The 23,737-nt window shown below is 53.2% G+C and carries 21 protein-coding genes and 1 riboswitch; of the genes, 5 read left to right on the forward strand and 16 right to left on the reverse strand.

Annotated elements, in window-relative coordinates; genetic code table 11:
- Window positions 1-8: 8 nt before the first annotated feature.
- Complete coding sequence (gene thiD / locus OGX93_RS18290) at window positions 9-809, reverse strand: bifunctional hydroxymethylpyrimidine kinase/phosphomethylpyrimidine kinase (RefSeq protein ID WP_200075634.1); 801 nt, start codon at window positions 807-809, stop codon at window positions 9-11.
- A complete protein-coding gene (thiM, locus tag OGX93_RS18295) occupies window positions 806-1,594 on the reverse strand; it encodes a hydroxyethylthiazole kinase (RefSeq protein WP_200075633.1) in 789 nt (262 codons plus the stop codon). Before thiM ends, thiD begins: the two co-directional genes overlap by 4 nt.
- 31 nt (window positions 1,595-1,625) lie before the next feature.
- Window positions 1,626-1,723, reverse strand: a riboswitch (TPP riboswitch).
- A gap of 281 nt (window positions 1,724-2,004) precedes the next feature.
- Here thiM and rcnB point away from each other — a divergent pair.
- Complete coding sequence (rcnB, locus tag OGX93_RS18300; protein ID WP_024130186.1) at window positions 2,005-2,325, forward strand: Ni(II)/Co(II) efflux transporter accessory subunit RcnB; 321 nt, start codon at window positions 2,005-2,007, stop codon at window positions 2,323-2,325.
- Between the two features lie 42 nt (window positions 2,326-2,367).
- Here rcnB and OGX93_RS18305 read toward each other — a convergent pair whose 3' ends face one another.
- The 6 genes from OGX93_RS18305 to apbC all read right to left on the reverse strand — a co-directional run bounded on the left by OGX93_RS18305 (window position 2,368) and on the right by apbC (window position 9,049).
- Window positions 2,368-3,366 (reverse strand): fimbrial protein, encoded by a 999-nt coding sequence (locus tag OGX93_RS18305; RefSeq protein WP_286449173.1) that lies wholly within the window; start codon window positions 3,364-3,366, stop codon window positions 2,368-2,370.
- A complete protein-coding gene (locus OGX93_RS18310) occupies window positions 3,338-5,818 on the reverse strand; it encodes a fimbrial biogenesis outer membrane usher protein (protein WP_286449174.1) in 2,481 nt (826 codons plus the stop codon). The genes OGX93_RS18305 and OGX93_RS18310 overlap by 29 nt, the downstream gene beginning before the upstream one ends.
- A gap of 12 nt (window positions 5,819-5,830) precedes the next feature.
- Entirely contained in the window at window positions 5,831-6,514 is a 684-nt protein-coding gene (locus OGX93_RS18315) for a fimbria/pilus periplasmic chaperone (protein WP_286449175.1), read from the reverse strand.
- 51 nt (window positions 6,515-6,565) lie between these two features.
- A complete protein-coding gene (gene yehD / locus OGX93_RS18320) occupies window positions 6,566-7,105 on the reverse strand; it encodes a fimbrial protein YehD (RefSeq protein WP_130029051.1) in 540 nt (179 codons plus the stop codon).
- Between the two features lie 278 nt (window positions 7,106-7,383).
- Window positions 7,384-7,665: a YehE family protein gene (locus OGX93_RS18325; protein WP_112001919.1), complete on the reverse strand. Its 282-nt coding sequence runs from the start codon at window positions 7,663-7,665 to the stop codon at window positions 7,384-7,386.
- A 274-nt stretch (window positions 7,666-7,939) separates the two neighbouring features.
- On the reverse strand, window positions 7,940-9,049 hold the full coding sequence (gene apbC / locus OGX93_RS18330; protein WP_012131650.1) for an iron-sulfur cluster carrier protein ApbC: 1,110 nt from the start codon (window positions 9,047-9,049) through the stop codon (window positions 7,940-7,942).
- Window positions 9,050-9,214: 165 nt separating this feature from the next.
- Here apbC and metG point away from each other — a divergent pair, with 165 nt between their 5' ends.
- Window positions 9,215-11,248, forward strand: a complete 2,034-nt coding sequence (gene metG / locus OGX93_RS18335; protein ID WP_104868456.1) for a methionine--tRNA ligase — start codon at window positions 9,215-9,217, stop codon at window positions 11,246-11,248.
- Between the two features lie 102 nt (window positions 11,249-11,350).
- On the opposite strand, the gene OGX93_RS18340 is transcribed toward metG, so the two are convergent.
- From OGX93_RS18340 to OGX93_RS18350, 3 genes are read right to left on the reverse strand one after another with little or no spacing between them, the layout of a single operon-like run.
- Window positions 11,351-11,821 (reverse strand): YehS family protein, encoded by a 471-nt coding sequence (locus OGX93_RS18340; RefSeq protein ID WP_012131648.1) that lies wholly within the window; start codon window positions 11,819-11,821, stop codon window positions 11,351-11,353.
- Window positions 11,822-11,867: 46 nt separating this feature from the next.
- The gene (gene btsR / locus OGX93_RS18345; protein ID WP_012131647.1) at window positions 11,868-12,587 is read right to left on the reverse strand and encodes a two-component system response regulator BtsR; all 720 of its coding nucleotides are present in this window, start codon (window positions 12,585-12,587) and stop codon (window positions 11,868-11,870) included.
- Entirely contained in the window at window positions 12,584-14,269 is a 1,686-nt protein-coding gene (locus OGX93_RS18350; RefSeq protein WP_012131646.1) for a sensor histidine kinase, read from the reverse strand. Before OGX93_RS18350 ends, btsR begins: the two co-directional genes overlap by 4 nt.
- Before the next feature lie 222 nt (window positions 14,270-14,491).
- Here OGX93_RS18350 and mlrA point away from each other — a divergent pair, with 222 nt between their 5' ends.
- Together mlrA and OGX93_RS18360 are read left to right on the forward strand one after the other, a co-directional pair.
- The gene (mlrA, locus tag OGX93_RS18355; protein WP_012131645.1) at window positions 14,492-15,223 is read left to right on the forward strand and encodes an HTH-type transcriptional regulator MlrA; all 732 of its coding nucleotides are present in this window, start codon (window positions 14,492-14,494) and stop codon (window positions 15,221-15,223) included.
- A gap of 109 nt (window positions 15,224-15,332) precedes the next feature.
- On the forward strand, window positions 15,333-15,440 hold the full coding sequence (locus tag OGX93_RS18360; RefSeq protein ID WP_047462533.1) for a protein YohO: 108 nt from the start codon (window positions 15,333-15,335) through the stop codon (window positions 15,438-15,440).
- Here the strand turns inward: OGX93_RS18360 and OGX93_RS18365 are convergent.
- The 5 genes from OGX93_RS18365 to bglX all read right to left on the reverse strand — a co-directional run bounded on the left by OGX93_RS18365 (window position 15,421) and on the right by bglX (window position 21,673).
- Entirely contained in the window at window positions 15,421-16,152 is a 732-nt protein-coding gene (locus tag OGX93_RS18365; protein WP_012131644.1) for an ABC transporter permease, read from the reverse strand. The two genes, OGX93_RS18360 and OGX93_RS18365, sit on opposite strands and share 20 nt — an antisense overlap.
- Window positions 16,136-17,083, reverse strand: coding sequence for an ABC transporter ATP-binding protein (locus OGX93_RS18370; RefSeq protein ID WP_286449229.1), 948 nt, complete (start codon window positions 17,081-17,083; stop codon window positions 16,136-16,138). The genes OGX93_RS18365 and OGX93_RS18370 overlap by 17 nt, the downstream gene beginning before the upstream one ends.
- Window positions 17,076-18,233 (reverse strand): ABC transporter permease, encoded by a 1,158-nt coding sequence (locus OGX93_RS18375; RefSeq protein ID WP_286449176.1) that lies wholly within the window; start codon window positions 18,231-18,233, stop codon window positions 17,076-17,078. Before OGX93_RS18375 ends, OGX93_RS18370 begins: the two co-directional genes overlap by 8 nt.
- A gap of 24 nt (window positions 18,234-18,257) precedes the next feature.
- Window positions 18,258-19,175 (reverse strand): glycine betaine ABC transporter substrate-binding protein OsmF, encoded by a 918-nt coding sequence (gene osmF / locus OGX93_RS18380; RefSeq protein WP_012131641.1) that lies wholly within the window; start codon window positions 19,173-19,175, stop codon window positions 18,258-18,260.
- 200 nt (window positions 19,176-19,375) lie between these two features.
- Window positions 19,376-21,673, reverse strand: a complete 2,298-nt coding sequence (gene bglX / locus OGX93_RS18385; protein ID WP_286449177.1) for a beta-glucosidase BglX — start codon at window positions 21,671-21,673, stop codon at window positions 19,376-19,378.
- Between the two features lie 251 nt (window positions 21,674-21,924).
- On the opposite strand from bglX, the gene dld reads away from it, so the two are divergent.
- Entirely contained in the window at window positions 21,925-23,655 is a 1,731-nt protein-coding gene (dld, locus tag OGX93_RS18390; RefSeq protein WP_024130181.1) for a D-lactate dehydrogenase, read from the forward strand.
- Window positions 23,656-23,737: the final 82 nt, after the last annotated feature.

Genomic DNA, 23,737 nt, shown 5'->3' on the forward strand with positions numbered 1-23,737 from the left:
TACTACCATTACCACCACGCGTGGAAATGATGTACCGGGCCAATCCCCTCGCCTACCTCCAGCGTATCCGCCTGGGCTAACGCCGCCGAAAGCCAGGTTTTTGCTTCCTGTACCGTATCGGCCCAATTGTTATGGCGCGGGCGCAGCGCCGCCAACGCCGCCGACAGCGTACACCCGGTGCCATGGGTATTTTTGGTCATCACCCGTGGGGCGGTAAAACGCTGCTCCCCTTCACGGGTAAAGAGCCAGTCCGGGCTTTGCGCATCATCCAGATGACCACCTTTCATCAGCACGGCGCCACAGCCCAGCGCCAGTAGCGCACGCCCTTGTTCCAGCATTTCCTGTTCCGTGCGGGCGTGCGGCGCATCCAGCAATGCCGCGGCCTCCGGCAGATTCGGCGTGATAATCGACACCTGCGGCAATAACCGGCTGCGCAACGTCTCCACCGCCGACGGAGAAAGCAGCGGATCGCCGCTTTTCGCCAGCATCACCGTATCCAGCACCACGTTTTGCACCTGGTGACGCTGCAAACGCTCTGCAACAGCTTCAACAATATCCGTTTCCGCCAGCATACCGATTTTGGTGGTGTCGATACGCACATCGCTGAAGACAGAATCCAGCTGCGCTGCGACAAAATCGGGCTCAATGCGGTACACCGACTGCACGCCGCGAGTATTTTGCGCCACCAGCGCCGTAATGACGGAGCAACCATACGCGCCCAGCGCCGAAAAGGTCTTCAAATCGGCCTGAATCCCGGCGCCGCCGCTTGGGTCAGTGCCTGCAATGGTTAACGCGTTAATCCGTTTCATACCTGCTCCTCCACATTAAGGTGATACAGCGCATCAAGAAAAGCCGGAATAAAGCTCCCTGGCCCCTGACTGCGTTCGGCAGCAGACTGCCCGGCCTGTTTCATCCAGCTACAGGCTGACGCCACATTGTCCAGCGTATTTCCCGACAGCGCGCAACTGGCCGCCACAACCGCAGATAAGGCGCATCCCGTCCCGACAACGCGCGTCATCAGCACATCGCCGCCGGTAACGCTGACGGTACGCTGCCCGTCGGTGACGTAATCCACCTCTCCCGTTACCGCAACGACGGCTCCCGTCTGACGCGCCAGCGTCTGAGCGGCCGGTAACGCCGATACCGCCGTATCGGTGGTATCCACTCCACGCCCGCCCGCCGCTAATCCAGCCAGGGCGAGGATCTCCGAGGCATTGCCGCGTATTGCCCTGGGATTAAGAGACAGCAGTTCCAGACAGAAACGGCGGCGATAATCGAGCGCGCCAACCGCCACGGGATCAAGCGTCCAGGGGGTTTTCGCTATATGGGCCTGCTCTGTCGCAGCGCGCATGGCCTCCGCGCGCGACCGGGTCAGCGTGCCGACGTTAATCAGTAACGCACTGGCGATAGCAGCAAACTGGCGCGCCTCTTCGGGCTCAATCACCATCGCTGGTGAGGCGCCTGATGCCAGTAATGTATTGGCGGTAAAGTTCTGTACGACGTCGTTCGTCATACAGTGGGTCAGCGGAGAAAGGATACGAAATTGTTGTAAGGTATGAGCCGCAAGCGTGCGGCTGTGCAGGTCAGGCTGCATGGTTCAGCTCCTGCCCGCGTGAAGAAGGGACACGAGCAGTGTCAGACTTCCCTACGCTGGCATTATCCAGATCAGGTAATACGGGTATGTCTCAGCCCTTCGTGAAAAGGGGCACCCCGAGTCGTTGAAACCGAAGCATTTATTATGCTTGTCTCGCCAACAGGATACTGGGTGCGTCAGGGGATGTAAATCAGCGAAATGCCGATATCGCTGGCTCCAGCTCAGGTCAGATAGTTCCCAAAACCGTCATTCGTGATGTGAACTGCCTACAGCATGTGTTGCTTGCGCGCGCTTTCGTTTACACTTTTTACGAAATTATTGGCGTGATAACAAAATAGTTCTTGTCAGACTTGCTGCACAGTGAGAATGATACACGACTGATTTTTATGACCCGAATACGTGGAGAGTTTATGGGTATGAAGAATAAATTTTTAATGGGCGCACTGCTGCTGGCAACCAGCGCAGTCTGGGCCGCACCCGCCGCAACGGGGATTGATCAGTACGAATTGAGCAGCTTTGTTGCCGACTTTACCCATTTCAAACCTGGTGATACCGTTCCTGAGCTGTACCGCACCGACGAGTACAATATTAAGCAATGGAAGCAACGCAATCTGCCAGCGCCCGACGCAGGAACCCACTGGACCTATATGGGCGGCGCTTATGTACTGATTAACGACACCGACGGCAAAATTATTAAAGCCTACGACGGCGAGATTTTTTATCATCGGTAACCCCCCCCCCTCGAAAACGAGGGGGAATGCCTCTGTTTTTTATTACTGATAATCAACTCTAAAAATAACTTTACTTGATATTTCACCTGTCGTTGGTTTTCCACCGCCAGTAAGGGCATATTCTGCTGATACGGGAAATACATAGTCTGTTTCCAGACCAGAATATTTCGCGACTGAGAGCAAAACATTCCCCTTATGCAACGTTACCGACTCAGAACCTCGAAATAATTTAAACCCGACATTTTTACTTCCAGTAGATATAGTGTTAAGCAATATCTGACCATTGGCATCCCAATCACCATCAGATATTTTTACCGTAACAGGGTTGCTTGCAATTCCATGTATACCATCGCATCGTAGTTTAATATCTTCACTCTTACTTCTTTTCCCATTCCCGGCCAGCAACTCCTGTGTTGTTACATCTTCCATTTTTATGAAGTAATGCGGAGATAAAAATTCACAGGTTGTTTTCCTGTGTTTAATAGATATATTCAAATCTACAATATAAGAACCCGCATCGCCAAACAACCAGCAACCAATAGACTCACATTTAGCCGTTGTTATTACAAAAGCATCCTTAACAGTAAGCGTATCATTCCCTTGAGTTGTTGGCACATTTTGACCTTCCAGTACATAATCAAATACCATTGGTACAACTTTATTTATTACAACGACATCGTTATTTGCGCCAGAAATAAGTTCATGATTAAGATTAGAAACTGGAAATGATGTACCAATATCAGACTTTACTTTAAATCGAATGCCATTAACGGCATATGTTTCGTGCATAATATTATCATAAAAATTCATTCTATCTGAAGATAATCGACATTTAAAATCTTGTGTGAAATTTAACAAAACACTACTCTGAGCCGTGTTTTTTTCAGGGGAAAATTCAACATTAAGAACAATCCGTTCACTTTTATCTCCATTGCTCAACCGACACGCACTAAAGGAAGAAAAAGAAACAAGGAATACACATAGCAATAGATACGGCCACATTCCATTCACCTCACCGACAAATATAAACTTTACTTTCATCAATCTCTTTATCGAAGGTGATTGAACATGAAAGTCCCTGTTGTTTATCGACCGCCACACTAACTTCTGGCGGAATCTCATTGGTGCGAATAAAGAGCTGACTTCCCTGGCCGACCACGCCAATATTATGCCCGTGCGTATCCTCGACCTCGTAGCCAAAGATTAGCGGCGAGCCGTCGGGACGTTGCGCCCGAATAAACCACGGCTTTCGTTGGTCGGTGTCAAACGTTGTCAGTACCACTGCCCCACGGTATGGCGCGGTAATTTTCCGATTGCCACGTAATTCCGTTTCACTATTACTTTGTGAAACATCCAGCATCAGGTGGTTTTCACGGTATGGCGTCAGGCTGTCATAGATCACCACGCCATTACGGTTAGTGGTGCGGTATTTCTGTCCATTCGCATAAGCGCCTTCTAATCCCGGCGCCTGCATTATCGCAAACGTCTCCGAAAGACGATTCGCCAGGTTCACACCACCGGACCAGGCCACCACGCCTCCCGAAATACTGCCGCTACTTTGCGTATATTTAGACGACTGACTGTAACTGCCGTTTAATGTCGCCACAGGCGCATTCCACGTCAGGTTTGTCCCCGCGGTGGTCTCGCTGTTCTGTCGCTGATGGCTAAGGTTCACGCCATAAGTAAACTGATCGCGAGCGCCCGTCGTACCAGACAATCCGGTATTGTTGGAGGCAAAGCCATCATCATCAAAGGTGGTTGAGTTAGACACATATAAAGACCGACGCGGCGAGGTAATATCATCTCCCCAGTCAAATGGAATCGAAATAAAGATATTAAAACGCTTGTCTTCATGATGATCTTCATCATATGTCTGGCTGGCAGAAAACGTATAGCTGATGCGCTGCCACTGGCTGGAATAGCTCAGTTGATAATCTTTACTGTTACCACTGCGTCCCCAATAATCACGCCATAGCGTACTTAAGGAAAACGATCCCCATCCTTCTGGCAAGGTCTGGCTGACGTTGGCGGAAAAACTGTTTTTACGCCCAAAATCATTCTGGTAGTAATCAGTAATGTCATAGACATCATTCTCATCGCGACGGTAGTTATTTTTATTATTGGCCCAGACATGATCGTTAAAAGTACGGTACTCGCGTGACGAATAGCGGTATGCCGCCAGACCAAAGCGGGTCGCCGTTTGCGTCAAATATTTGTTATAGGCAATCTGATAGCTCTGACCGTCAAAAACATCGCCATTATCCTGTTTGCTATGAGACTTCGTCGCATCCACGGAAATTGCGCCAATACGGGTATTCCATCCTGTCCCGAGCGTAAAAGCATTGTAATCATCCGCCAGCATTGTGCCGCCATAAAGCGTCAGCAAATTATTCAGGCCATACTGATAGCTGATTTGCGCAAAATCCGTTTGATGACTCGCTCCCTCAATGTGGCTTCGCCCGGCGGCAAAGTCATACTTCGAAACGCCGGGTTGCAGCATGTTAGGGACAGCGGCATACGGTACAAGGTAGGTAGTGACTGAGCCGTCGGCCTCTTTCACGCTCACATCAAGATCCGCACCGCCTCCCGCAAGCTGTAAATCAGCGATAGAAAATGGCCCTGGCGGCACCTCTTTCTGATAGACCACAAAACCGTTCTGCTCAATAGTGACCAGCGCATTACTTTGTGCAATCCCCTGCACCAGCGGCGTAAAGTTTTGCTTCGAGTTCGGTAACATCTGCATATCCCGATACAGACGTACGCCGCTAAAACGCACAGAATCAAAAATATCTGATGAGGTATACATATCCCCGGCGCGCAGCGTACCCAGAATCTGCGGGATTCCCCGCTCAAGAAAGAGCGTATTGCTTTTCCACTCTCCACGGTTATCGTCAGATTTGCTGTAACTGGCATCCGAATGCAATTGCCACCCCAGCAAATTTAGCCCGCTGTTAAAACGGACATAGGTGCTTTTACTGTTGCCGGACTCTTTATAATCACTGTAATACTGGCTGGCATAATATGACGTATAAAAAGCATTAATCCCGCGATCCCAGTTTTCTGGCGGCACATATCCCTGCTCCAGTTCTTCCACGTATGCCTGCGGCACGCTGAGGTTCAGACGAAACGTACCGATATCCCACGCGTAGCTCCCGCCTTGCACCGCCTGTTTCAACAATAAGCACTCCCCCGCATTATTCAATACTTCTGTATTAATGCCTAAGCGAGTGAATATCTCACGAGACAGGCAGGTATCATCTGGGTTATCTTTAACTATAACCTCATATTTTCCCCGCCATTGCTGGTTGACATAAATATCGATGTCATATTGCCCGGGTAACGGTTGGCTATCATCCAGACGGAAGTCAGACACTTTCTCGCCTTTCATTCCCCCCATCATAAAATGGGTGTCAAAGGTTTCTTCTGCCGCATAAGCATTCATTCCGGGCAGCAACAGTAATATCGCCGAAGCAAGCGGGGTCATCCTTAACATAACCGACTCCTGTCATTTTACGCTTACACGATCGCTGATATAATTACCGTAATCATCAATAATGGTCAGACTATATTGGCTGGCGTTAACATTTTTTAATGGTACGTCCTGACTGGATAAGGGAGCGACCATGATGCTTTCATTATTTATTTTGATATTACTGGCTTTCACCTCACTTACGGTGATCCAGTTGGCGGCATCATTTCTGATCGTAAACGTTTTACCGCTCCGTTTAATCGCCAGTTTCTGAAAAGTACTTTTATTAACGGGAGCAATACCTTTTGGTCGATAAAACAGCTTAATACGGTTTTGCATAGCAAACTTAAGCACATTCTTTCCGGCGCTTTCTGGATTATTCGGTGGAATATCCAGCACATTCAGGAAAAAAAGACTCTCTTTATTGCCGGGTAACATATTCGGCATAGCTTTAATCTTTAACTGCTGGCCGGAATCACTGGCTACCTTTGCAACCGGTGGCGTAAGCAGAAACGGCACCTGGATTTTCTCCGGCGGTAGCGACGTGTCGCCATCATCAATCCACGACTGCACCAGTGAAGAACGTCCCCCCTGGTTCATTAACTGTACCAGCACTTCTTTTTTCTCTGCCGGGTAGATAATACGAGTACCGTAGATCACAATTCCCGCATGAGCAGGCATAATGATTGATGATATAATTAATGCGTAAAATCCTTTCATCCATTATCCCTTAAAATTAGCAACCGGCAGCAGAGTGCTGCCGGCCAGACATTATTCCTGAACAACCTTAAGCGTCACTGTTGCACTAACCGCACCTGAAGTTATCGAGTTTGTTCTTTTTGCATAACGTGCCGCAAGGTCAAGTTTATAAGCCCCATCCGCCGATGTCGGAAAATCACTTAATGGAATACCAGCGCTACCTGCTTTCGCAATAGAGTCATTATTATGGAATAATTTAAAACCGACCCCTGTATTATCCCCATTACCAGGGATAATAATATCATTATTATCCACCTCATCGCCGGAGATAAAGACCCTAACATTCGTAGCGCCATCTCCACATTTGATTTCCAGTGGCGCTGCTGCCCGGCCTTCGCCATATGTTACATCCTTCCCAATACCCACGTTATCAAAGAAGGTATCAGGAATACTGGCTAACTCGATGGTTGCATTTGTATGTCCGTCAACAAACTGGCATGACGTACCTGTAACTTCACCCTGAATTGTTAATTCACCAGAATCCGCCGCAAAAACCCCGGCACTCATAAAAATAGCAGACAATACGGAGGCAGCAATAATTGAACGTTTCATAGTATCTTCCTTAATAAATGAATTTCTATTTGTTAAGAGGGATTAACTCTTGAAACTAAATTCGCACACACAAAACGTTATCGCAATGTAAACGTGTTGTTTTGTTGATTTAAAACAATTTACAGAATGCAATATAATTACAACAAATAAGTTGTACTAATTATCATTTTTAGAATTTATTAATAATCGTGATTTATCATTAAATACATTCAAAATATAAATAAAAAAGCCCACATCATTCATGAAAATAATGTGGGCTTTCTCGTATTCACGTTATTTTAGTCGTAGCGGTTTAGGACTATCTGGCGAGCAGAGCCTCCAGGCAGAGTGATAACTTCCGTTACAACGCCTCTGACCGGCATTGAGGCCGTTTCTCCTGCGTTTGTCAGATAGGTGTTATTACCGCAACGCTGTTGCAACTGAGTATCCACAACGTCAGCGTGACAGGTGGGGGTCGTGACGCTTCCGCTAATCGTGAGCGTCGCGGTATCAGAAGCAAAAACAGGAGAACTCATTCCATAAGCCAGAACTATAATTCCCATCAGCAAAGGATTCTTCATGTTTAGCGTTAATCCTGTCGTAAAAGAGAGCACAGCACAGTTTATCTTCACGGGAAATTATGCTCGCTGGTTCATTGTAAGACCAATCGAGATAATAAATTAATAAGATAGCTATGATCAATTCAAATGATGTATTTGGCGATTTTTTAAGAAAAGCGCCCAAATAATGAAGGGAAAATAAATAATAGTGTGATGATTATTTCATTAATATATTCACCGCATCAATATATTTCTGATGCGGTGAATAGCAGTCATCCTGACGGTTCAGGCGAAATTAAACCGCGCGGAAAGCTATTTCTCCGGGAATAACCTCACCCTGCCAGTACAGTTGCGCCGCAACGCGCCCTGCCAGCTCGCGGTATATCGCGGTAAACTCACTGTCGGGACGGCTGATTACCGTCGGCGTTCCGCGATCGAGATCTTCACGCAGGCTGATATGCAACGGCATCTGCCCCAGCAGTTGAGTACGGTACTGCTCGGCCAGTTTCTGTGCGCCGCCGGTGCCAAAAATTGGCTCATGGTGACCGCAGTTGCTACAGATATGCATACTCATGTTTTCAACAATCCCGAGCACCGGTACTTCGACCTTCTCGAACATCACAATGCCTTTTTTGGCGTCAATAAGCGCGATGTCCTGCGGCGTGGTAACGACAACCGCGCCTGTAACCGGAATGTTCTGCGCCAACGTCAATTGAATGTCACCGGTTCCCGGCGGCATATCCAGTACCAGGTAATCCAGATCCGGCCACAACGTTTCCTGCAACATCTGCATCAGCGCTTTGCTGGCCATCGGGCCGCGCCATACCATCGCATTGTCATCCGTCACCAGATAGCCGATGGAGTTGGTCGCCAGACCGTGAGACATAATCGGCGCCATATGGGTGCCGTCCGGCGAAGTTGGACGCTGATTCTCAGCCCCCAGCATGGTCGGGATAGACGGGCCGTAGATATCAGCATCCAGAATACCGACTTTCGCCCCTTCCGCCGCCAGCGCTAACGCCAGGTTAACAGCGGTAGACGATTTTCCCACGCCGCCTTTACCGGAACTGACGGCGATAATGTTCTTCACGCCGTTAATGCCTGGCTGATTTTTAACGCGCTTCAGCGTCGCGATGTTATGCGACAGCTTCCAGTCAATGGCTTTCGCGCCCGTAATCCGCAGTAAATCGGCGCTGCATTGCTCTTTTAACACCTCAAACGCGCTGTGCCAGACAAACGGCATGACCAGCTCAACGTGCAGCGTGTCATCCAGCCAGGCGACATGGTGCAACGCTTTCAACGTCGTCAGGTTATGCTTCAGGGTTGGGTGCTGAAAATTCGCCAGCGTCCCGGCGACCATCGCGCGCAGGGTCTCTGGTGATTTAGCCTGGGATTGTGCGTTCATCCCGACTCCTTTTTATCGTTATGAAAAGTACAATTGTAACTTTCTAGTTTACTCCTGCGGTAATAATTATTCATTTATGGATTAATGCCCTTATCACTTGGCGTAGTTATTCCCTTTCAGGTAACATCAGAACCCCCTTTTACTAGAGAAGAAGTAATACCTACTATGACTCAAGTCGCGAAGAAAATTCTGGTAACGTGCGCGCTGCCGTACGCCAACGGCTCCATCCACCTCGGCCATATGCTGGAGCACATCCAGGCTGATGTCTGGGTCCGTTACCAGCGAATGCGCGGCCACCAGGTCAACTTCATCTGCGCGGACGACGCACACGGCACCCCTATCATGCTGAAAGCACAGCAGTTGGGGATTACGCCAGAGCAGATGATTGGTGAAATGAGTCAGGAGCATCAGACTGATTTCGCAGGCTTTAACATCAGCTATGACAACTACCACTCAACGCACAGCGAAGAGAACCGCGAGCTGTCCGAGCTGATTTACACCCGCCTGAAAGAGAACGGTTTCATTAAGAACCGCACCATCTCTCAGCTCTACGATCCAGAAAAAGGCATGTTCCTGCCGGATCGTTTTGTAAAAGGCACCTGCCCGAAATGTAAGTCTCCAGACCAGTACGGCGATAACTGCGAAGTGTGCGGCGCGACCTATAGCCCGACCGAGCTTATCGAGCCGAAATCCGTGGTTTCCGGCGCTACGCCGGTGATGCGCGACTCTGAGCACTTCTTCTTTGACCTGCCCTCTTTCAGCGAAATGTTGCAGGCGTGGACCCGCAGCGGCGCGTTGCAGGAGCAGGTGGCGAACAAAATGCAGGAGTGGTTTGAATCCGGCCTGCAACAGTGGGATATCTCCCGTGACGCGCCATACTTCGGTTTTGAAATCCCGAATGCGCCGGGCAAATTTTTCTACGTCTGGCTGGATGCGCCGATCGGCTACATGGGTTCATTCAAGAATCTGTGCAACAAGCGCGGCGATCTGACCAGCTTTGACGACTACTGGAAGAAAGATTCTGACGCCGAGCTATACCATTTCATCGGTAAAGATATCGTCTACTTCCACAGCCTGTTCTGGCCGGCCATGCTGGAAGGCAGCGGTTTCCGCAAACCGACCAACCTGTTCGTTCACGGCTATGTAACGGTGAACGGCGCGAAGATGTCTAAATCGCGCGGCACCTTTATTAAGGCCAGCACCTGGCTGAACCATTTTGACGCCGACAGCCTGCGCTATTACTACACGGCGAAGCTCTCTTCCCGCATCGATGACATCGACCTGAATCTGGAAGACTTCGTGCAGCGCGTCAACGCGGATATCGTCAACAAAGTCGTCAACCTGGCTTCCCGTAACGCGGGCTTTATCAACAAGCGTTTCGATGGCGTACTGGCTGCTGAACTGGCCGATCCCGCGCTGTACAAAACCTTCACCGACGCAGCAGCGGTCATCGGCGAAGCGTGGGAAAGCCGCGAATTCGGTAAAGCGATCCGTGAAATTATGGCGCTGGCGGACATGGCTAACCGCTATGTTGATGAACAGGCGCCGTGGGTTGTCGCGAAACAGGAAGGCCGCGATGCCGACCTGCAAGCGATCTGCTCGATGGGCATCAACCTGTTCCGCGTGCTGATGACGTACCTGAAGCCGGTTCTGCCAACGCTGAGCGAACGTGTGGAAGCGTTCCTGAACACCGAGCTGAGCTGGAATGCAATCGCGCAACCGCTGCTGGGCCACAAGGTTAACGCCTTCAAAGCGCTGTATAACCGCATCGACATGAAACAGGTTGATGCGCTGGTTGAAGCCTCGAAAGAAGAGGTGAAAGCGGCGGCGGCGCCAGTTACCGGCCCGCTGGCAGACGACCCGATTCAGGAAACCATTACCTTTGACGATTTCGCTAAGGTCGATCTGCGCGTGGCGCTGATTGAAAACGCTGAGTTCGTTGAGGGTTCTGACAAACTGCTGCGTCTGACGCTGGATCTGGGCGGCGAAAAGCGCAACGTCTTCTCCGGCATCCGTTCCGCGTACCCTGACCCGCAGGCGCTGATTGGTCGCCATACGGTGATGGTCGCCAACCTGGCCCCGCGTAAAATGCGCTTCGGCATCTCTGAAGGGATGGTGATGGCCGCCGGTCCTGGCGGGAAAGATATCTTCCTGTTAAGCCCGGATGACGGTGCGAAGCCAGGCCAGCAGGTGAAATAAACAAAAAAGCCGGAGACATTCTCCGGCTTTTTTATTCCAGTACGCCAGCGAACCACGCCGGATGACGGTGCAAACACCTTATCCGGCCTACCGCTTATCTTATTACGCTTTCTTCTCGTGCTGACGCGCCGCCAGCCCGCGCAGGAAATAGCGCAAGAACTGATCGCCGCACTCGCGGAAGTTTTTATGCTCCGGGGCGCGCATCATCGCCGTGATTTCCGGCATCGAGACGCGGAATTTTTGCTCCGTCAGAATCGCAAGAATATCGTCGGTTTTCAGCGAGAACGCGATACGCAGCTTTTTCAGCACAATATTATTGTTAACGCGGCGCTCCGGCTCCAGCGCTGGCGCGGACTCATCTTTACCACGCTTTTCGTAAATCAGCCCATTCAGGAAAGCAGAGAGGATGATATCCGGGCAACGTTGAAAGCCCTCTTCCTCTTCTTTACGCAACCAGACAGCAATCTGTTCCGCAGTGGCTTCGGCATTACCCAGCGCCAGAATGCGCACCAGATCGTTATTGTTTGCTTTCAGGATGTAGCGCACGCTACGCAGAATATCGTTACTCAGCATGGGGCCTTCGGGTGTTAATGAGGCAAAAAATCATTTTAGCAGTCTTTTACAGCCCAATCGCCTCTTTTAAACTTTTCAGGTAGCGACGGCTGACAGGAACCGTTAAACCGTTGCGCAAAATCAGCTCGGCCTGACCATTATCCTCCAGACGAATTTCCTGCAACTGCGCCATATTCACCAGATACTGACGATGGCAGCGCAATAACGGCGTGCGGCTCTCCAGCGTTCGCAGCGTCAATTCGGTAAACCCTTCCTTCCCCTCGCTGCTGGTTACGTACACGCCGCTCATCCGGCTGCTGACAAACGCCACGTCATCCATTTGCAACAGATAAATACGGCTGTGCCCGGTGCAGGGAATGAATTTCAACGCTTGTTGATTTTCCGGCAGCACCGAAACGTCCTGCATGTTTCGTTCCTGTCGCAGACGCGCCAACGTTTTCTCCAGCCGCTTCTCTTCAATGGGCTTAAGCAGATAGTCAAAAGCGTGCTCTTCAAACGCTTTAATGGCGTATTCGTCAAAAGCGGTCAGAAAAACAATGTACGGTCGATGTTCTGGATCGAGCATCCCGACCATTTCCAGCCCGCTGATGCGCGGCATCTGGATGTCGAGAAACAGCACGTCCGGGTGCAGCTTATGCACCGCGCCAATCGCCTCTACCGCATTCGAGCACTCACCCACAATCTCAATATCACTTTGTTCCTGTAACAGAATCCGCAGATTTTCCCGCGCTAACGGCTCATCATCCACAATCAGCACTTTAATCATGCGTTTTCCTCCAGGGGAAGTCGTAAGGTTATCCGGGTAAAGAGATCGGGTTCGCAGGCCACGTTGATGCCGTAATCATCGCCAAAGCGTTCGCGCAGCCGTTTATCCACCAGGTTCATCCCCAGGCCGCTGGCATTGGTCGTGGGCTGGTACAACCCGGCGTTATCCTCAATGTCCAGCATCAGATGCTGCCCGTCCTGTCTGGCCGTAATGGAGACTTCGCCGGTGCCGAGCAGTTGCGACGTGCCGTGCTTAATGGCGTTTTCCACAATCGGTTGCAGAGTGAACGCGGGCAGTTGCTGGTGCGAAAGTTCCTCCGGCACGTTTAAATTCACCTGCAACCGCGCCTGGAAGCGCGCCTTCTCAATTTGCAAATAGGCATTCACATGCTCAATTTCATCGGCAAGGGTCACAATCTCCGAGGGGCGCTTTAAGTTCTTGCGAAAGAAGGTCGAGAGATACTGCACCAGTTGGCTGGCCTGTTCGCTGTCGCGGCGCACCACCGCTTTAATGGTGTTAAGCGCGTTAAACAGAAAATGAGGATTCACCTGCGCATGCAAAAGTTTAATTTCCGACTGTGTGAGCAGCGCTTTCTGGCGTTCATACTGCCCGGCCAGAATCTGCGCCGACAGCAGTTGCGCAATCCCCTCGCCCAGCGTTCGGTTGATGGAGCTAAAGAGCCGGTTTTTGGCTTCATACAGTTTGATGGTGCCCATCACGCGTTGGTTTTCGCCGCGCAGCGGAATCACCAGCGTTGAGCCTAATTTGCACTGCGGATGCAACGAGCAGCGGTAAGGCACTTCGTTACCATCGGCATATACCACTTCGCCGGTCTCAATCGCTTTCAGCGTGTAGCTTGATGAAATAGGTTTCCCCGGCAGGTGGTGATCGTCGCCAATGCCGGTAAATGCCAGCAGTTTATCGCGATCGGTGATCGCCACTGCGCCGATGTCCAGTTCCTGATACAACACCTGGGCCACCTTCATGCTGTTCACTTCGTTAAAGCCCTGACGGAGGATACCCTCCGTGGAGGCCGCCACTTTCAGCGCGGTGGCGGAAAACGCCGAAGTGTATTTTTCAAACATGGCGCGTTTGTCGAGCAAAATGCGCATAAACAGCGCCGCCCCGACGGTGTTAGTCACCATCATGGGCGCGGCAATACTGCTTACCAGATGCAACGCATCTTCAAAAGGTCGGGCGATCAACAAAATGATCAGCATTTGCACCAGTTCAGCGACGAAGGTAATCGCCCCGGCCGTTAACGGGCTGAAAACTTTATCGGTGCGCCCGCGACGGATCAGCACGCTATGCACCAGGCCGCCTAACAACCCTTCGACAATGGTGGAGATCATGCAGCTCAACGCCGTCATCCCGCCCATCGAATAACGGTGTAAACCGCCGGTGAGTCCGACCAGGCCGCCGACCACAGGCCCGCCCAGCAAGCCGCCCATCACGGCGCCAATCGCACGGGTATTGGCAATGGAATCTTCGATGTGCAACCCAAACCAGGTGCCCATAATGCAGAAAATAGAGAAGACGATATAACAGAGAAATTTATGCGGCAGGCGAACGGTAACCTGCATTAACGGGATGAATAAACGTGTTTTACTCATTAACCACGCAATGACCAGAAACACGCACATCTGCTGAAGCAGCAGCAACACCAGATTAAACTCGTACATACCCGCAAACCACACATCTCTTAAAAACGCGTAACATACATTGGCTGCGCTTATCTTTCTTTGAACTGTTGCAAAAAAACATGAATTCGTGAGAACGATCACTCAAAAGCGCACGTCAGGCCACAATCTCACCCGCGCACTGATTAAAAAACAGACAAAACTACCTGGTTCGTAAAAGAGCGTCTAAAGTAAAACTGGGACCTCGCGAGCAAGGGTGAAACGATGGCGCTTTACACAATAGGTGAAGTGGCTTTGCTTTGTGATATCAACCCTGTCACGTTACGCGCGTGGCAGAGGCGTTACGGATTATTAAAGCCCCAGCGAACAGACGGGGGGCACCGCCTGTTTAATGACGCCGATATCGACAGGATTCGGGAGATTAAACGCTGGATTGATAACGGCGTGCAGGTCAGTAAGGTCAAAGTGCTGCTCAGCAACGATAATATCGATGTGCAAAACGGCTGGCGCGAACAGCAGGAGACGCTGCTGCACTATTTGCAAAGCAACAATCTGCATAGCCTCAGGCTATGGATTAAAGAACGTGGGCAGGATTACCCCGCCCAGACGCTCACCACGCACCTGTTTACTCCTCTGCGACGACGCTTACAGTGCCAGCAACCCACTCTCCAGGCGCTGCTCGGCATCCTTGACGGCATCTTGATCAATTACATTGCGATTTGTCTTGCCTCCGCGCGCAAAAAACAGGGGAAAGACGCGCTGGTGGTCGGCTGGAATATTCACGATACCACCCGGCTGTGGCTGGAAGGCTGGGTCGCCAGCCAGCAAGGATGGCGCGTCGATGTGCTGGCTCACTCGCTGAACCAGCTTCGCCCGGAGCTGTTTGACGGCAGGACGCTGCTTATCTGGTGCGGCGAGACGCAGACGCCCGCGCAGCAGCAGCAACTCAACGCCTGGCGCGCGCAGGGGCACGATATTTACCCGCTGGGCCTGTAGCCTTACCGGATGACAGCATCAATGCGTGATCAGACATTCTGCGCATTTAATGATTCATTAACAAACGTGCTTTACGGTACAATCCTTTTGTTAACATAAGGAGTGCACAATGCGCGCAGCTAAAATCGGTGTGATTACCCTCTTCCTGCTGATGGCTATCGGCGGTATCGGCGGCGTGATGCTCGCTGGCTATACGTTTATTTTACGTGCCGGTTAAGGCGCAGTACCAGACGCTCGAACAGGCGATCGACAATGATCGCCGCCAGCGCGACCAGTAAAGCCCCCTGAATCACATAGGCGGTGTTAAAGCCGCTCAGCCCGATGATAATCGGCGTGCCGAGCGTGCTGGCGCCCACCGTCGAGGCGATCGTCGCAGTCCCAATATTGATGATCACCGAGGTGCGAATCCCCGCCAGAATCACCGGCGCGGCCAGCGGCAGTTCGACTTTCCACAGCTGCTGTCCCCGGCTCATTCCCATCCCGCGCGCCACACTCATGACACTGGCGGGAATCGCCCCCAGCCCGGCGAGCGTGGCCTGCAATATCGGCAAAACCCCGTAGAGGATCAGCGCGATAATGGCTGGCTCCTGACCAAACCCCATCACCGGAACGGCTATCGCCAGCACCGCGACCGGCGGAAAGGTCTGCCCGACGGCGGCGATGGTTTCCACCAGCGGGCGAAACTCTGCCCCCCATGAGCGAGTGACCGCAATCCCCGCCCCGACGCCAACCGCCACAGCAATCAGGCTTGACACGCCCACCAGCCAGAAATGGGCCAGCGCCAGCGCCATAAAGCTTTCTTGCTGGTAAACCGGTCGTGGTAACTGTGGAAACAGCGCGCCAAACACCGCCTGGCTGTACGGCAGCCCCGCAAGCAGCGCCAGAAAAGCGACAATAAGCCAGAACAGCGGATCAGACAGTCGTTTCACCGGGCAGCGCCTCCGAAAGCAGATCGCGAAAATGGAGCGTCCCGCAGGGAGTGCCCTGCTGATCCACCACCGGCAATACGTCGCACCCTCGCGCCACAAAGACAGACAGCGCATCGCGCAGCGTCATCTCTTCCGCCAGCGCGTCACCGCCCACTTGCTCATGGCGACGCACATAATCCCCCACGCTGCGCAGCGACAGCAGCCGCACGCCCAGTTCGCTGCGCCCAAAAAACGCCTGCACAAAATCATTCGCCGGCGCGGTCAGCATTTCCAGCGGCGTGCCCTGCTGTACCACTTCGCCGCCATCCATCAGCACCAGATGCTCCGCCAGACGCAGCGCCTCGTCGATATCGTGCGTCACCAGCACGATGGTGCGGCCAAGCAGTCGGTGAATACGGGTCATCTCCTGCTGAAGCGCCCCGCGCGTCACCGGGTCCAGCGCGGCAAACGGCTCATCCATCAGCAATACCTGCGGATCGGCAGCCAGCGCGCGGGCCACCCCAACGCGCTGCTGTTGCCCGCCAGAGAGCTGGTGCGGATAACGGTGACGCAAATTCACCTCCAGCCCCAGCAGCGTCATCAGTTCTTCCGTGCGGTCATCAATACGCGAGCGCGACCACTTTTGCAGTTGCGGTACGGTGGCAATGTTTTGCGCCACCGTCCAGTGCGGGAAAAGGCCGATCGACTGGATGGCGTACCCCATGCGACGACGCAGCTCCAGCACCGGCAAGCTGCGGATCTCGTCCCCGGCAAAACGGATCACCCCGCTGTCATGCTCCACCAGGCGGTTAATCATCTTCAGCGTGGTGGATTTTCCCGACCCCGATGTGCCAATCAGCACCGAAAAGCTGCCTTCGCGAAAATGCAGATTGAGGTCGTTGACGGCCTTCTGCGCACCGAAGGTTTTGCTGACATGGCTAAATTCAATCATCATTCGTTACCTTCAGGAGTGCGATCCATAAATCAAACAGCGCGTCGATCAGCACGGCCAGCGCAATGACCGGGATCACCCCCAGCAGAACCAGATCAACGGCGCTGCTGAGCAGTCCCTGAAAGACCAGGGCGCCAAACCCTCCCGCCCCAATCAGGGCGGCGATGACCGCCATCCCCACCGTTTGCACCATGACCACGCGCAGGCTACGTAAAAAAACCGGCAACGCCAGCGGCAGTTGTACATGGATAAAGCGTTGAGAAGCGCTCATCCCCATCGCCCGCGCGCTTTCCAGCACGTCTCGCGGCACCTGGTTAAGCCCGGCAACCACGCCGCGCACCAGCGGCAGTAACGCATAGAGCACCAGCGCAATCAGGGCGGGCGTTAACCCGGTTCCCGCCACGCCAAGCGTTCCCAGCCAGGGCCACGCCTTCACCAGCCCGGCAAGCGGGGCAATCAGCAGGCCAAACAGCGCAACGGAAGGGATGGTCTGGATAACATTCAGAACGGCAAAGACCGGCCCCTGCCGCGCCGTTGCAAACGAGCACCAGATGCCCAGCGGTACGCCAATCAGCAACGCGGGCAACACGGTTCCCGCCAGCAGCGTCAGGTGCTGAACCAGCGCATTATCAAAAATATCCTGCCGGTTCGCGTACTCTTTGAGTAAAGAGAGATCGTTGAATGCGCCGGTGAGCAGCAGCGCCAGCGGTAAGAGCACAATTTGCGCATGCAGAAGCCAGCGCCAGAGCGGTTGGGTGGTGATACGGCGAATGGCATCGCTACAGGCCAGCAGGGTGAGCCCAAGACCCAGCCACAGGCCACTCCCCAGGCTGGTGCGCGCCAGCGGGCTGCCGGCCTGCGCCAGATGCGTTGCCGCTTTCCCCACGCTCCAGAGCATGGCGATCACCAGCGCCTGCGCCAGCACAAGCGTCAGCACGCTGCCCTTTTTTCCAGGGACAAAACACAAGACCAGCAATGCGCACCCGGCGCCCGCCAGCAGAGAAACCGAACCCGGCCAGATATCCCAGATCTGACGCCCCTCCCCCGACACCAGGCGATTGGGGGCGTAGTTAACGAAAGGCAGCGCGGCGGCAACCCCCGTCAGGATCACCAACAGCAGCAACACACGGTTAAGACTGACTTTTGACACCTTACTGACCTGATACAAAATGTGTTACTTCACCCAGCCTTTTTGCTTCAGGTAATCTGCCGCGACTTTTTTCGCATCCAGCCCTTCAACGGCGATACTGGCATTCAACTGTTGCAGCGTTTTTTCATCCAGGCTGGCAAAGACCGGCTGCAACCATTCCGCCATCTGCGGATATTCTTTTAGCACCGACTCACGAACCACCGGAGCAGGCGCATAGATAGGCTGAACGCCTTGCGGATCGCTCAGTGTTTGCAGCCCCAGCGCTGCAACCGGGCCGTCGGTGCCATAGGCCATTGCCGCGTTTACGCCGGACGTTTGCTGAGCGGCCGCTTTAATGGTCACCGCCGTATCGCCGCCAGCCAGCGACAGCAACTGGTTCTGATTCAGTTTAAAATCGTAGGCTTTTTCAAAGGCAGGCAGCGCATCGGCGCGTTCGATAAACTCGGCGGAGGCGGCCAGCTTGAACGTTCCGCCCTCTTTCAGATAGCGTCCGAGATCCGCAAGCGAAACCAGTTTATTCTTTTCCGCAACATCCTGGCGCACTGCAATCGTCCAGGTATTGTTTGCAGGCGCTGGCGTTAACCAGACCAGCTTGTTCTGCTCAGCATCCAGTTTTTTGACTTTTTCAAACCCCGCCTGTGCGTTTTTCCATGCCGGATCGTTTTCGTCTTTAAAGAAGAATGCGCCGTTTCCGGTATATTCCGGGTAAATATCCAGCTCGCCGGAGGTAATCGCGCCGCGTACTACCGGGGTTGTACCCAGTTGCACTTTATTCACCGTTTTAACGCCGTGGCTTTCCAGCACCTGTAAAATCAGGTTGCCAAGCAAGGCGCCTTCCGTATCGATTTTTGATCCGACCGTTACGGGTGATGCGGCCTGCAACGGCAGACTGACCGCCGCTAACAGCAGCAGCGCCCCCGCCCCTGTTTTTGAAATTGTCATGCTGCTTTCCTCATTCTTTTACATCCCTTTTCAGAGACTTGAGGAAAAAGCATAGTTGAAAAATAGCAGAGCGACAAAAGGCAGGGCAATTCGCAGGCCGGATAAGCGCAAGCGCCATCCGGCAATCAGGCGCACCAGTGCCGGATAGCGACGCTAACGCGTCTTATCCGGCCTACGGAGCTGGCAGGCATGGCGCGTGGCTACAGCAGTTCAAACTCGCCCTGCTTCACACGGGCGGAATCGACGCCAATAAAGACGTTAAACTTGCCGGGCTCCGCGTCATACTTCATACGCTGGTTCCAGAATTTCAGCGCCTCAATATCAATCGGGAAGCTAACGGTCTGCGTTTCTCCCGGCTTCAGCGTTACCTTCTCAAAGCCTTTCAGCTGTTTTACCGGACGACTCATCGATGCCGTGACATCCTGCAAATACATCTGGATTACCGTCGCCCCCTCGCGCTTGCCGGTATTCGTCACCCGCACGCTGGCCGTTACCGCGCCATCGCGCTTCATGGTGGGCGCAGAGAGCGTCACATCGGAAACGGTAAACGTGGTGTAGCTCAGACCATAACCAAACGGATACAGCGGGCCATTCGCCTCGTCAAAGTAGCGGGAGGTGTACTTGTTCGGCTTGTCGGCGTTATACGGACGACCGGTGTTGAGATGGCTGTAGTAAACCGGGATCTGCCCGACAGAGCGCGGGAAGGACATCGGCAGTTTACCCGACGGGTTATAGTCGCCGAACAGAACGTCAGCAATGGCGTTACCGCCTTCCGTACCGGCAAACCAGGTTTCCAGAATGGCGTCAGCCTGCTGATCTTCTTTCACCAGCGCCAGCGGACGACCGTTCATCAGCACCAGCACCAACGGTTTACCCGTCGCCTTCAACGCCGCGATCAGATCGCGCTGGCTTTGCGGGATCTGAATGTCGGTGCGGCTGGAAGCCTCATGCGCCATACCCTGCGCTTCCCCGACAACGGCCACAACCACATCGGACTGTTTCGCGGCATTAACGGCCTCGTCAATCATCGCCTCTGGCGAACGAGGGTCTACTTTCACCGCCTCCTCATACTGATTGAGGAAATCAACAATGCCTTTGTCATTAGTGACATTCGCCCCTTTGGCGTATATCACTTTGCCTTTGTCGCCCAGCGCGTTTTTAATCCCCGTCAGAACCGTAACGGACTGGCTGGCGACGCCAGCGGCAGACCAGCTTCCCATCACATCACGCTGACTGTCAGCCAGCGGCCCCACCACCGCAATGGTGCCGGATTTATTCAACGGCAGCGTTTCCAGACGGTTCTTCAGCAGCACCAGACTTTCGCGCGCAACGTCGCGCGCGTCTTTGCGATGCAGACGGCTCTCAGCGTTCGTGTCCTGCGGATCGGACTCTTTTGTGCCCAGGTGGCTGTACGGATCGTTAAACAACCCCATGTCATATTTCACGTTCAGCACATGGCGCGCGGCATCGTCCAGTTCCGCCATCGTTACTTTGCCTGATTTGACCAGCCCCGGCAGGTATTTGCTGTAATACTCATCGCTCATACTCATGTTGATGCCGGACTTGAGCGCCACGCGCACCGCGTCTTCCGGGTCGGATGCCGTGCCGTGTTTAATCAGCTCTTTGATCGCGCCGTGATCGGAAACGGTGATGCCTTTAAAGCCCCACTCGTCGCGCAGCACCTCTTTCAACAGCCACGAATCTGACGTCGCAGGCGTGCCGTTCAGTGAGTTGAGCGCCACCATCACCGCGCCGCTGCCCGCGTCCAGCCCGGCTTTATACGGCGGCATATAGTCGTTAAACAGGCGCTGCGGGCTCATATCGACGGTGTTGTATTCCTTCCCGCCCTCAACCGCGCCATAGGCGGCGAAATGTTTCACGCTGGTCATCACCGAATAGCGATCCGCCGGGCTTTTACCCTGCATCGCCTCGACCATCGTTTTGCCCATGATCGCCGTCAGATACGTATCTTCACCAAAGCCTTCCGACGCGCGTCCCCAGCGCGGATCGCGGGACACATCCACCATTGGCGCCCAGGTCATGTTCAGGCCATCGTCAGCCGCCTCATACGCCGAGACGCGGCCCACGGTTTTTACCGCCTCCAGATTAAACGAGGAGGCCAGGCCGAGGCTGATAGGGAAAACGGTACGCTGCCCGTGCAGCACGTCATAGGCGAAAAAGAGAGGGATTTTCAGGCGGCTCAGTTCCATCACCTGATCCTGCATTTTTCGGATATCCTGGCGGGTGACGGTGTTAAAAATCGCCCCGACCTGCCCGTTTTTGATCATCTCCCGGATGGCTTCTTTCGGGTTGTCGGGCCCAACGCTTATCAAACGCAGCTGACCGATTTTCTCATCGACGGTCATTTTCGTGAGCAATTCAGTGACAAACGCATCCCGAGCTTCAGGCGTCAGCGGATGGTTGCCAGACAACGCTTCCGCCAGCGCTGGCTGCAACGCAAGGCTTACCGCAACACCTACAGAACATAGCCATTTCATCTTGATTCTCTCTTTTTCTTTAGCCCGACGTGGCAGCAAAAATATAACAAAAACCGCAGTTTGCCATAAGCCTAATCGGGAGAGGAGAAGAAAGCTAAGGTTATTCTCTGATTTTTTTAACGTCCCCTGCGCAGAGAGGAGGATCAAGAATACGCTAAGCCTGCACCGAGACAAGTTGCATGAGAAAGCGTATTGTCATACAAAGCGCTATGCTTAGTTCCGATAGTTTGTCCCACCACAAGGAGTGGAGAATGTCTTCCATTACAACGACAGATAATAAAGCCTTTCTTAATGAGCTCACCCGTCTGGTGGGTCATTCGCACCTGCTCACCGATCCTGCAAAAACCGCCCGCTACCGCAAGGGGTTCCGTTCCGGTCAGGGCGAAGCGCTGGCCGTGGTCTTCCCCGGCTCGCTGCTGGAATTGTGGCGCGTACTGAACGCCTGCGTAAACGCCGATAAAATCATTCTGATGCAGGCCGCCAATACCGGCCTGACTGAAGGTTCCACGCCGAACGGCAACGATTACGATCGCGAAATTGTCATCATCAGCACGCTACGCCTCGACAAGCTGCACGTCCTCAGTAAAGGCGAACAGGTGCTGGCATACCCAGGCACCACGCTGTACTCACTGGAAAAAGCGCTTAAACCTTTTGGTCGCGAACCGCACTCGGTTATCGGTTCCTCCTGTATCGGCGCGTCAGTTATTGGCGGCATCTGCAATAACTCCGGCGGGTCGCTGGTACAACGCGGCCCGGCGTATACCGAAATGTCGCTGTTCGCGCGCATTGATGAACAGGGCAAATTACAGCTGGTGAACCATCTGGGCATCGAACTGGGCCAGACCCCGGAACAGATCCTCAGCACACTCGATGATGAACGCATCAAAGATGAAGATGTGCGCCACGATGGCCGCCACGCCCACGATTACGATTACGTGACTCGCGTCAGGGACATTGAGGCCGATACCCCTGCCCGCTATAACGCTGACCCGGATCGCCTGTTCGAATCCTCCGGCTGCGCGGGTAAGCTGGCGGTGTTCGCCGTGCGGCTGGACACTTTCGAGGCGGAAAAAAACCAGCAGGTCTTTTACATCGGCACCAATCAGCCCGACGTGCTGACCGAGATTCGTCGTCATATCCTGGCGAAGTTCGACAACCTGCCGGTTGCCGGTGAATATATGCACCGCGATATTTACGACATCGCGGAGAAATATGGCAAAGATACGTTCCTGATGATCGACAAGCTCGGCACCGACAAAATGCCGTTCTTCTTTACGCTCAAAGGCCGTACCGACGCGATGCTGGAAAAGGTAAAAATCTTCCGTCCGCATTTCACCGACCGCGCGATGCAGAAGTTCGGCCATTTATTCCCTAACCATCTGCCGCCGCGCATGAAAAGCTGGCGCGACAAATATGAGCATCATCTGCTGTTAAAAATGGCGGGAGACGGAGTGGCGGAAGCGCAAAGCTGGCTGACCGAGTTTTTCAAAACCGCCGAGGGCGATTTCTTTGCCTGTACCCCGGAGGAAGGCAGCAAAGCGTTCCTGCACCGTTTTGCCGCGGCAGGCGCGGCGATCCGTTATCAGGCGGTGCATGCCGATGAGGTGGAGGATATTCTCGCACTGGATATCGCCTTACGGCGTAACGACACCGAATGGTATGAGCATCTGCCGCCGGAAATTGACAGCCAGCTGGTGCATAAACTCTATTACGGTCATTTCATGTGCTATGTCTTCCATCAGGATTACATCGTGAAGAAAGGCGTCGATGCCCATGCGCTGAAAGAGCAAATGCTGGAACTGCTGCGCCAGCGCGGCGCGCAATATCCGGCAGAGCATAACGTTGGTCATTTGTACAAAGCGCCGGAGACGCTGGCGCGTTTTTATCGTGAAAATGACCCCACCAACAGCATGAATCCGGGTATTGGTAAAACAAGTAAGCTGAAATTCTGGAAAGAAGCGGCGTCCGACGAGACGCATTGATTTCTCGTATTTACAGCGATGGAGCTGTTTTAAATATCGTGCCGGATGGCGGCGCAAGCGCCTTATCCGGCCTACAAACTGT

The organism is Citrobacter sp. CK195 (genome assembly GCF_030333365.1).
In the GTDB taxonomy this organism is placed as follows: Bacteria; Pseudomonadota; Gammaproteobacteria; order Enterobacterales; family Enterobacteriaceae; genus Citrobacter_B; species Citrobacter_B koseri.

Bases quoted from the DNA above. Each gene is read 5' to 3' on its own strand.
- thiD (WP_200075634.1), bottom strand. From the start codon at position 809: ATGAAACGGATTAACGCGTTAACCATTGCAGGCACTGACCCAAGCGGC.
- thiM (WP_200075633.1), bottom strand. From the start codon at position 1,594: ATGCAGCCTGACCTGCACAGCCGCACGCTTGCGGCTCATACCTTACAA.
- rcnB (WP_024130186.1), top strand. From the start codon at position 2,005: ATGGGTATGAAGAATAAATTTTTAATGGGCGCACTGCTGCTGGCAACC.
- OGX93_RS18305 (WP_286449173.1), bottom strand. From the start codon at position 3,366: ATGAAAGTAAAGTTTATATTTGTCGGTGAGGTGAATGGAATGTGGCCG.
- OGX93_RS18310 (WP_286449174.1), bottom strand. From the start codon at position 5,818: ATGTTAAGGATGACCCCGCTTGCTTCGGCGATATTACTGTTGCTGCCC.
- OGX93_RS18315 (WP_286449175.1), bottom strand. From the start codon at position 6,514: ATGAAAGGATTTTACGCATTAATTATATCATCAATCATTATGCCTGCT.
- yehD (WP_130029051.1), bottom strand. From the start codon at position 7,105: ATGAAACGTTCAATTATTGCTGCCTCCGTATTGTCTGCTATTTTTATG.
- OGX93_RS18325 (WP_112001919.1), bottom strand. From the start codon at position 7,665: ATGAAGAATCCTTTGCTGATGGGAATTATAGTTCTGGCTTATGGAATG.
- apbC (WP_012131650.1), bottom strand. From the start codon at position 9,049: ATGAACGCACAATCCCAGGCTAAATCACCAGAGACCCTGCGCGCGATG.
- metG (WP_104868456.1), top strand. From the start codon at position 9,215: ATGACTCAAGTCGCGAAGAAAATTCTGGTAACGTGCGCGCTGCCGTAC.
- OGX93_RS18340 (WP_012131648.1), bottom strand. From the start codon at position 11,821: ATGCTGAGTAACGATATTCTGCGTAGCGTGCGCTACATCCTGAAAGCA.
- btsR (WP_012131647.1), bottom strand. From the start codon at position 12,587: ATGATTAAAGTGCTGATTGTGGATGATGAGCCGTTAGCGCGGGAAAAT.
- OGX93_RS18350 (WP_012131646.1), bottom strand. From the start codon at position 14,269: ATGTACGAGTTTAATCTGGTGTTGCTGCTGCTTCAGCAGATGTGCGTG.
- mlrA (WP_012131645.1), top strand. From the start codon at position 14,492: ATGGCGCTTTACACAATAGGTGAAGTGGCTTTGCTTTGTGATATCAAC.
- OGX93_RS18360 (WP_047462533.1), top strand. From the start codon at position 15,333: ATGCGCGCAGCTAAAATCGGTGTGATTACCCTCTTCCTGCTGATGGCT.
- OGX93_RS18370 (WP_286449229.1), bottom strand. From the start codon at position 17,083: ATGATTGAATTTAGCCATGTCAGCAAAACCTTCGGTGCGCAGAAGGCC.
- osmF (WP_012131641.1), bottom strand. From the start codon at position 19,175: ATGACAATTTCAAAAACAGGGGCGGGGGCGCTGCTGCTGTTAGCGGCG.
- bglX (WP_286449177.1), bottom strand. From the start codon at position 21,673: ATGAAATGGCTATGTTCTGTAGGTGTTGCGGTAAGCCTTGCGTTGCAG.
- dld (WP_024130181.1), top strand. From the start codon at position 21,925: ATGTCTTCCATTACAACGACAGATAATAAAGCCTTTCTTAATGAGCTC.